We start from the raw sequence: 9,396 nt of genomic DNA, 5'->3' as shown, positions 1-9,396 counted from the left end.
TAAGTAGCTGGGCATAATTAAAACCCCGAATCAAAAGCTGTAGCGCAAGCGCAGCCTGCGCTACAGCTTTTTGGGTTTTAAATTTAATTGTAACCAGCTACTTATTTAACTTGAGTAAACTTTAACTTGAGTAAACCCATTGTTGTTTTTTTGCGATCGTCCCGTCAAGCTAAAAACAACTCTATTGCAGCCACCCATTGACCATAGCTAAATGTAAAGCTTGAAAACGAGTTCTTGCCTTGAGTTTGGCTAAAATATTATTAACATGAAATTTTACGGTACTTTCGCTGATGATCAGTTGTTGGGCGATATCGCGATCGCGTAGTCCTTGGGTTAATAATTGCATCATTTCCAATTCCCGCTCGGATAGGGGATTAGGTTCTTTGACAAAGGGAATCGTAATCGCAATTTGTAATTCGGTGCTATGAATATCGATCGTGCCTCCCAGACTGGAAATGATGACAAACAATTCGTGAAATAGCGATCTCAGCCATGTTTGTAGATGATTATGGGGATGATTATGCGGGGAATTATGGGGATGATTATGAATTGCATTCTGTGTGGTGGGGGTCGCTACGATCGCTTCTAAAGATATGGCTGTATCGGCATAAATTAAGCGGCAATAGGCTCCGCCAATTTTATTCAGAATTTCCGCCGTGCGTAAAAATACATACTCAAGGGTGAGATCTAGCGATCGCTCAGTGCCCACCAGCGTTAATCGATGGGAATGCAAAATATCGGCTAGGCGATCGGATAGGGCTGTGCGCTCCTGCCAAGGATGCCGATCGAGGGCTTGCCAAGACTGCTTTTCTTGCTGATGTTTAAAGGCGCTGTCAATGGCGATCGCCGCAATTGTACAGAGCATCCGCAAAAACTCTAGAAATTCGGGTGGCATTTTGTGATGGCTAAAGGCTGCCAAAACGCCTACGACTCTACCCTTGATCTCTAAGGGATAACCTGCAAATCCCAGAATATTATTGGCGATCGCCCATTGGCGATCGCCTACCCAAGTTTCATCTGCCAAATTGTTACTGAGAAAGGAAACCCGATTTTGGGCAATTTTCCCCACCTTGTACGCGCCGATTGGTACTTTGGCAAATCTCCCATCGGTACGCGTATACATTCCCGAAGAGGCGACTAGCTTCAGGTAAGTTCGATCTGGCTCTAGTAGCCAAATCCTTGCAAAAGCACAGTCAAACCGCTCCACGATCCCATTGGTCACTCGCAGCGCGATTACCTCTGGCTCTAGGCATCCAGAAAAAGTTTCCGCAATTTCAGTACCTCGATGTAGGTCAAATAAGAGCTTAGTCGGATTGAGTACCTCAGCCATTAAAATCTAACCTAAAAAGATCTTGTCCCAATTCCGTCAATATTGCTATAGCTAAGGAATTTGCGTCATAAAACCCATGCCTAGAGTAGCGGCGCGAAGCGCCGCTACTCTAGGCATGGGTTTTGAGAGTGCTAACATCCCTAACATAATTGACTACTGCTTGCCGTTTCTCGACGCGATCGAAATTCTCCAATAACTATTGAGACGCAGATCCATCTTTAGCTATGTATATATAAATACTTCAGACAAAATTAGTAAGCGATCGCACAATGCTGTCGCCAAGTGTACTAGGACAAATCAAAACCCAAGAATTAATTGGCGGCGCTTCGCGCCGCCAATTAATTCTTGGGTTTTGATTTGTCCTAATTCAAGTGACTGTAGCTATATAAGCTAAGTGAGTTGCAACAGATAAAAATAGCGCTTAATAGAGGGGAATCTGTTGAAATTCACCTTTGTCTAAAAACTTTATTTTTATAGGTCTAAGTCCATAAGAAATCCTGAAAGCCTCTCCAAGTAAAAGTTTGAAGTAACAAGCCCCTAGGACTTTACCTAGTAAAAAGTTTCGGGGAGTTTTAGTATTATATTTTTTGTCCTATATTTAGTTATTTTTAGCTAACAACTTAAGTTGGTTATTTTTTAACTCATTCTTTAACTCTTATTATTCAAATCTTAACCTGTGTCACAGAATTACTACTTTGTACTCTAATACAATCAATTAGTCAAAGATGGCTTGCAGCCCAAATATATGAGAAGATATAATGGATATCCTAAGCGACTTACCACTTGCCAGTGGAATATTTCTTGTGTTGGCTCTCTTGTTAGCACTTGGTTTTGAGTTTGTAAATGGATTTCATGACACAGCAAACGCTGTAGCAACTGTAATTTATACAAACACGCTTAAGCCAAATTATGCCGTAGTTTGGTCTGGCATGTGGAATCTCATCGGGGTTCTGACTTCAAGTGGTGCAGTAGCATTTGGAATTATAGCCCTATTGCCAGTTGAATTGGTCGTAAATGCAGGATCTGGCGCAGGTTTTGCAATGGTATTTGCATTGTTGATCTCAGCTATTTTGTGGAATGTTGGTACTTGGTATTTAGGTTTGCCAGCTTCCAGTTCGCATACATTAATTGGTTCCATTCTTGGTGTTGGTTTAGCAAACTCTGTCGCTTCAGGAGCAGCATTTGGCGAAGGTGTAAACTGGGGCAAAGCTACTGAAGTTTTTGAATCTCTACTTATTTCTCCAATTATTGGGTTTGTCGCAACAGCGTTGCTATTTCTAGGAGCAAAAGCTTTAATTAAAAATGAGGCTTTGTATCGTTCTCCAGAAGGAAAAACTCCCCCACCATTGTGGATTCGTGGCTTGTTGATGCTGACCTGTACTGGCGTAAGTTTCGCTCACGGATCGAACGACGGTCAAAAGGGAATGGGGCTGATAATGCTCATTCTCATTGGTATCTTACCTGGGGTATATGCTTTAGATTTGACGGTAAGTCAAGCGGATTTTAGTAAGTTGTATGAATCCTCGAAGGCATCAGTCGCAATTCTTGATAAAAAAGCACCACAGAAATCAACCTTACAAGGCAAAGAAATAGACACTGAATTATCTTCATTTTTAAAGTCAGGGAATGCAGATGAAAAAACTTTTGCGGCTTTATCAATTAAAAATCATGCGATCGCCGATAAGTTGTCAGGCAAAACAAGTTTTCAAGATGTTTCTAAAGAGGAACGTAAATCCTTAAGAACTGATATTTATTTGGTTGACAAGGCTATAGATAAGCTAGAGAAAAAGGGGAAACTTACCGATACAGCAGAAAAAGATTTACTGGTAACCTACAAGAAACAGCTTGTAAAGTCTACAGAATTTATCCCTGATTATGTAAAATTTGCGGTAGCTATTGCTCTTGGTCTAGGAACTATGATTGGATGGAAGCGAATTGTAATTACCGTCGGCGAGAAGATTGGCAAAGATCATTTGACTTATGCTCAAGGTGCTTCGGCTGAACTAGTAGCTATGGTTACAATTGGAGCGGCAGATACTCTTGGATTGCCTGTAAGTACGACCCACGTTTTGTCTTCAGGAATTGCAGGCGCTATGACCGCTAATGGTTCTGGAATTCAGAAAGAAACTGTACGGAACCTAATTATTGCTTGGGTTTTGACCTTGCCAGTTTGTATTTTACTAGGTGCAATGACCTTTTCTGCTGGATTATTCGTAGTCTTTAATGTTTTAGGGCTTAAATAAACGATTTTCACCTAAATAGCAATTCCTAAAAGCAAAAGGATTGGCTTTGCAATGTTGGGAGCATCCAATTTCACTCAGTGACTAGTTGAGATGCTCCCTCTCTTCTTCTCATATTCCCCTTTGAATTTCTTCATATTCCTTGATATATGACTCCATTTCGAGTTCATAACTCAACAATGCATCAATTATTGTGGGAGAGTCGCTAAAATTCTCTTTTGCCTCTTGTAGATATTGACGAATCTCTGGTTCGGGATGTTGGGGGATAGTTTCAGAAGGATGCCAGCACAGGTTGTGATCTCGTAAAAATTGATCGATTATTGCTACCTCAGACGTATCATGATTTTCCAGACAATAAGCCAAGTACTCATCTTCGATCTCATTGGTAGTTAATGGTTCAATTCCTTGTTCCTCGCGTTCTAGAAGTTTATCTTCTACAAAATCCTCAAAATGATAATATGAACGATGATTACGATAGTTGAGAATCAATTTTTTGGCTTGGGGGTGAAAAACACTCTTAAGATTATCTATATTACTATTTCTATAAGAAGGATAATTTCTTGCGATCGCATTCCAGACACTCTCAAGAATCAATGCATTGTAACCATTTAAAATAGAAAGAATACGTTGGTCGATACGCTCTGATGATTCGTATTCGATGTTTATATCAGGGTAAAATAGATTTATTAAGTACTTTCGATCTCCACCATATAGTTCAACACCTCCTAAGTAGTCGTATTGTCCTGAAACTGGTAGAGCGAGAGGCATATAGGAGCGATTAGATTCATTCCGACTTAATGTGATACATCTGGGAGCACAGAAATTTAGACTTACTCCCGTAATCATACATCTTTTCCCAAAACATCCCATAATCCTAATCTGACTGCGTCTTAGTTTTTCAGCACTGACAAGAATACTTTGTGATTATAGACGATTTTAACGTGAGTTCGACGGAATAAACAAAGGCAAAAGAAAAGCTGAGACTAGATTTGAAGCAAAAATGTCTCAGCAATATGGACAATATCGTATCGCGCTTGGATATTATCAAACGACAGCGACATTGGCGGGTGGCGACAGTGCTCGACTCTGTCATTTTTATCGATCTCGAGGTGTCGCGACAAATAGCGATCGTTTCGCCCCGCCAATTGCCGTGTCATTTAATAACCTTCTAGATTGATTTTTTATAACGCTTATTTACCGCATCCCAATTTACAACATTCCACCAAGCATTGAGATAATCAGCACGTCGATTTTGATACTTCAAATAATAAGCATGTTCCCAAACATCGTTACCCATAATTGGATAATTTCCATCTAGTAATGGACTGTCTTGATTGGCAGTGCTAATTATCTTGAGGTTACCATCTTTTGTCCGAACCAACCACGACCAGCCACTCCCAAATCTTTTGAGACCAGCTTCGTTAAATTGCTTTTGAAAATCATTAAAACTGCCAAACTCGCGAACTATTGCTTTAGCAATCTCTCCCGTAGGTTCACCGCCTGCTTTTGGAGCCATGATCTCCCAGAACATACTGTGATTCAAATGACTGCCCCCGTGGTTTTTAACGATGCTGCGGATATCTTCAGGAACTTTACTGAGATCATGGAGCAAATCTTCCACAGTTGCATTTTGGAATTGTGGATATTTAGCTATCGCTGCATTTAGGGTGTTGATGCTTGCAAGATGATGTTTGTCGTGATGCAACCTCATTGTCTGTTCGTCAATAAAGGGTTCTAAAGCATTATAAGCATAGGGCAATGGAGGAAGTGCAAACTGTCCTTTTGAGTTTTGTTTGTCGATTTTAGAAGATTGGAGATTCTGGGCAGATACCTCACCAACCTCTAATCCTTGGTGAATTGCGCAAACAGCAATTGCCACAATTAACATACCAACTACGAAACGTAGCGCTAGAGAGAGTCGAAATGATTGGAGTTTCATCGTTGATTTTTACGTGAGGAATGACAGGTTTATTAATTGTTAGGTGGACGAGTGGTTAGACTTACTTTACATGCAGATCTATCGCTGCGCATAGTAAAAAGGCTATGACATTTTTATAGAAGAGTTTGGGCGGTTGCGAGCCAATGCTCCGCTCCAATTTTGGCAATTCAACCAATTTAAACTGAGCTTAATTGGTTGAATTACTGCACTCATTGGAAAACCGCAATACTTTAGTTTGTACTGTCTTGATTTCCAGAGCTACGATAAGGCTGGGCAATGTCAAAACGATCGAGGTTCATCACTTTGTCCCAGACCTTTACAAAGTCGCTCACAAATCTCGGCTGCGAGTCCTCACATCCATAAACTTCCGCGATCGCTCGTAACTGCGAGTTTGAGCCGAAAATGAGATCTACGCGAGTACCGATCCACTTGATTTCGCTCGTTTTGCGATCGCTTCCTACAAAAAGGTCTTGAGCGTCAGAGAGCGCCTTCCATGTCGTGCCCAGATCGAGTAGATTCACGAAGAAGTCATTGGTCAATGTCTCAGGACGCTTGGTGAAGACTCCGTATCGAGACTGACCAAAGTTAGTATTGAGGACGCGCATACCTCCGACTAGAACCGTCATTTCGGGGGCGCTGAGCGTTAGCAACTGCGCTTTATCTACTAGCAATTCCTCTGCAGATAGAGAATGATGACCGAGGTAGTTGCGGAAACCGTCCGCCTTGGGTTCGAGTACAGCGAAAGAATGTACATCCGTATATTCTTGAGACGCATCTGTCCGTCCAGGTTGAAAGGGAACCGTCACATTATGACCTGCTTTCTTCGCCGCTTGCTCGACCCCTGCACAACCTCCCAGAACGATCAGATCGGCAAGGGAAACCTGTTTACTTCCATGCGAGCTATTAAACTCCTGTTGAACCCTTTCTAGCGTTTGTATCACGGTAGCGAGTTGGTTGGGGTGGTTGACTTCCCAATCCTTTTGAGGCGCGAGACGAATGCGCGCTCCATTCGCTCCACCGCGCATGTCGGAACCACGGAAGGTGGATGCTGAAGCCCATGCAGTCGAAACTAATTGAGCAACAGATAGTCCCGTAGCTAGAATTTTGCCCTTGAGTTCTGTGATATCCTGCGCATCAATCAATTCATGGGTGACTGGGGGGACTGGATCTTGCCACAAGAAATCTTCAGTTGGGATTTCGGAACCTAGATAACGAGATTTGGGACCCATGTCGCGATGGGTCAATTTGAACCATGCACGCGCAAATGCCTCTGCGAATTGATCTGCATTCTCTAGGAAGCGGCGTGAAATCGGTTCGTAGATGGGATCCATTCTCATCGCCATGTCTGCGGTGGTCATGATCGGTGCATGGCGTTTAGATGGATCGTGGGCATCGGGAACCGTACCCGCACCAGCGCCATCTTTGGGAGCCCACTGATGTGCGCCAGCAGGGCTTTTCACTAATTCCCACTCATAGCCGAACAGATTTTCGAAGTAGTTGTTGTCCCATCTTACTGGGTTGGTAGTCCATGCGCCTTCGATACCGCTAGTGGTCGCATGTACGCCGACACCAGTACCGAAACTGTTCTTCCATCCGAGTCCTTGATCTTCAATGCTAGATCTTTCGGGTTCGGGTCCCACTAGTGTGGCATCTCCAGCACCATGACATTTGCCAAAGGTATGTCCACCAGCCGCGAGCGCAACCGTCTCCTCATCGTTCATCGCCATGCGACTGAAGGTCTCACGAATATCTCGACCTGATGCAACTGGGTCGGGAACGCTGTTAGGACCTTCTGGATTTACATAGATCAAACCCATTTGTACCGCGCCCAAAGGATTCTCCAGATCGCGATCGCCAGTGTAGCGTTTATCGCTCAACCATTCAGTCTCAGAACCCCAGTAAATGTCTTCTTCAGGCTCCCAAATGTCTACACGACCGCCCGCAAATCCGCAGGTTTTAAAGCCCATTGATTCCAAAGCGCAGTTGCCAGCGAGAATCATCAGGTCAGCCCAAGAGATTTTCTGTCCGTATTTCTTCTTAATCGGCCAAAGCAACATGCGGGCTTTATCAAGATTGGCGTTGTCGGGCCAACTATTGAGCGGCGCAAACCTCTGACTGCCCGTACCGCCACCACCACGACCATCACCGATGCGGTAGGTGCCAGCGCTGTGCCAAGCCATCCTGATGAAGAGTGGTCCATAGTGACCATAGTCAGCTGGCCACCAGTCTTGGGAAGAAGTCATCAACTCAAATAGGTCTGCCTTCAGAGCCGCATAGTCGAGACTCTTAAATGCCTCTGCATAGTTAAATGCCTCACCCATGGGATTAGACTGAGGGGAATGCTGATGCAGAATCTTTAAGTTCAACTGATTTGGCCACCAGTCTCGGTTAGTTGTGCCGTGACCAGCGGTGAATTTTTGAACTCCGCCCATGAAAGGACATTTGCTTTCGCTACTCATAATTTCTCCTGTTATATGTTCTTGTTGCGAACTGGTTTTACTTTCTTTTCTGCGCCACTTTTTTCTATCGAATGGAAGTCACAAGCAGTTTTAATATGCTTGACAACTTACTTCTGCTCTGTCCTTATGGATGTTTCGTTGTAGAAGTTATACGTTGCAATGTAAGGCACACGAAGTACCTTCCCACTGTTTGCTTCATTACAACCATCTTTAGGAGCCTTGCCACCCGAAGTGTCAAGGCGTTGGATGTGGGCTACCTTACTGAAAACACCATTGCCTTCAACTTCCTTTGCATTAAGCAACAGCCATGGAATTGCATCAGCTTCTTGGGCATCAGCTTTCGCTTTAACTGCTCCTAAGACCTTGCTACCATCATTAGATTCCCAAACAGGACCTGCGTAGTGTTTACCAACATTCTGATTCTGTAGGTCGAACAATTCAGCTTCAGGAGCCTTGAAGTTCCACTCAAACTTAGTCTTGTTATCCTTCTTCGCTTGGCATTGATAAATCTGAACTCCCTTTCCAATTAAGGTTAAGGCTAATTTTTCTTGAGCGGGAGGAAGAAGATGATCGGGTACACCAGCAACAACCGTTTGCTTAACGGGGCTAGGGATCTCTTGAGCTTCAACCAACTGGATCGGGACTGTCTTCTCTATACTGACTGCTGGCAAAGCAAAAGACTGCGCAGATGCCAAAAAAGAGATGAGAATGCCAGCGCTTGTGGTTATTACTTTCATGATTTTCCTTGGTGGATAAATTGAGAAAACCTCAAAAATGTGAGGAGTCAGTCGAACTAAAATCGTTGTTTTATTTTCTACCTAGAAGTGTCTCGTGAATCGGTTAATCAAGTAGGTCAATGGATATCAATTTGTGAATACCTTAACTATTATCTAAGAATAATTCTTATTTAAGGATTAGTCAATAGTCATAATTACTTAATCATCGTACAAAATGGTAATTAAGTAATTATGGCTATCTATAGCTGGATGAGCGTCTAGCTGACTCATCAATAGCGGTCTTCTGGTAGACGACAGAATATTTAACGCCAGAGTTGATCATTATCGCTCCGCCAATTGTTGTGTCATTTAATAGACCTGTTGGGAGACAAAATCAATAATTTAGAGTGGATTTTGCTCTTTTCCTCTGTTGTTAAGAAACATCCAAATAGAAGTTCCATAAGCCATCGGCAATGGTTGATTAAAGCGTGATTGAAGTATTTTCGTCTTTTTTATCGTGATGAAATGGGCATTTCAGCAACTATCCCCGATTAGCTGACCAGTACCACTTATTAAGGCTTACCTTGAATATAAAACTCCAAATATAGAAGGTTGGCACGCTGCGCCAACCTTCTATATTTGGAGTTAAGTAAACTTAAAACCTAGAAGAGCGTACTGCCCGCTAAGCGGGCGGTACGCTCTTCTAGGTTTT

At 42.9% G+C, this 9,396-nt stretch carries 6 protein-coding genes; 1 reads left to right on the top strand and 5 read right to left on the bottom strand.

The window, feature by feature from the left end:
• Positions 1-181: 181 nt before the first annotated feature.
• On the bottom strand, positions 182-1,330 hold the full coding sequence (locus tag AC805_RS17310; protein WP_055076541.1) for a LuxR C-terminal-related transcriptional regulator: 1,149 nt from the start codon (positions 1,328-1,330) through the stop codon (positions 182-184).
• A gap of 758 nt (positions 1,331-2,088) precedes the next feature.
• Between AC805_RS17310 and AC805_RS17305 the strand changes: the two genes are divergently transcribed.
• Positions 2,089-3,573: an inorganic phosphate transporter gene (locus AC805_RS17305; protein WP_055076540.1), complete on the top strand. Its 1,485-nt coding sequence runs from the start codon at positions 2,089-2,091 to the stop codon at positions 3,571-3,573.
• A 108-nt stretch (positions 3,574-3,681) separates the two neighbouring features.
• Here the strand turns inward: AC805_RS17305 and AC805_RS17300 are convergent, their stop codons facing one another.
• The 4 genes from AC805_RS17300 to AC805_RS17285 all read right to left on the bottom strand — a co-directional run bounded on the left by AC805_RS17300 (position 3,682) and on the right by AC805_RS17285 (position 8,705).
• Entirely contained in the window at positions 3,682-4,416 is a 735-nt protein-coding gene (locus tag AC805_RS17300) for a hypothetical protein (protein ID WP_055076539.1), read from the bottom strand.
• A gap of 322 nt (positions 4,417-4,738) precedes the next feature.
• Positions 4,739-5,509 carry a superoxide dismutase gene (locus tag AC805_RS17295; RefSeq protein ID WP_072143659.1) on the bottom strand — a complete coding sequence of 257 codons (771 nt, stop codon included), beginning with the start codon at positions 5,507-5,509 and terminating at the stop codon, positions 4,739-4,741.
• A 230-nt stretch (positions 5,510-5,739) separates the two neighbouring features.
• Entirely contained in the window at positions 5,740-7,968 is a 2,229-nt protein-coding gene (katG, locus tag AC805_RS17290; protein ID WP_055076538.1) for a catalase/peroxidase HPI, read from the bottom strand.
• Positions 7,969-8,075: 107 nt separating this feature from the next.
• Complete coding sequence (locus AC805_RS17285; RefSeq protein WP_082429526.1) at positions 8,076-8,705, bottom strand: DUF3455 domain-containing protein; 630 nt, start codon at positions 8,703-8,705, stop codon at positions 8,076-8,078.
• Positions 8,706-9,396: the final 691 nt, after the last annotated feature.

The organism is Pseudanabaena sp. 'Roaring Creek' (genome assembly GCF_001402795.1).
Taxonomy (GTDB): Bacteria; Cyanobacteriota; Cyanobacteriia; order Pseudanabaenales; family Pseudanabaenaceae; genus Pseudanabaena.
Note: the sequence above shows the minus strand (reverse complement) of the source record. Positions and strands in the feature narration are given on the sequence as shown.

What these genes read in the sequence shown, in the direction of transcription:
- katG (WP_055076538.1), bottom strand. Translation starts at nt 7,968, where the DNA reads ATGAGTAGCGAAAGCAAATGTCCTTTCATGGGCGGAGTTCAAAAATTC.
- AC805_RS17305 (WP_055076540.1), top strand. Translation starts at nt 2,089, where the DNA reads ATGGATATCCTAAGCGACTTACCACTTGCCAGTGGAATATTTCTTGTG.
- AC805_RS17300 (WP_055076539.1), bottom strand. Translation starts at nt 4,416, where the DNA reads ATGATTACGGGAGTAAGTCTAAATTTCTGTGCTCCCAGATGTATCACA.
- AC805_RS17285 (WP_082429526.1), bottom strand. Translation starts at nt 8,705, where the DNA reads ATGAAAGTAATAACCACAAGCGCTGGCATTCTCATCTCTTTTTTGGCA.
- AC805_RS17310 (WP_055076541.1), bottom strand. Translation starts at nt 1,330, where the DNA reads ATGGCTGAGGTACTCAATCCGACTAAGCTCTTATTTGACCTACATCGA.
- AC805_RS17295 (WP_072143659.1), bottom strand. Translation starts at nt 5,509, where the DNA reads ATGAAACTCCAATCATTTCGACTCTCTCTAGCGCTACGTTTCGTAGTT.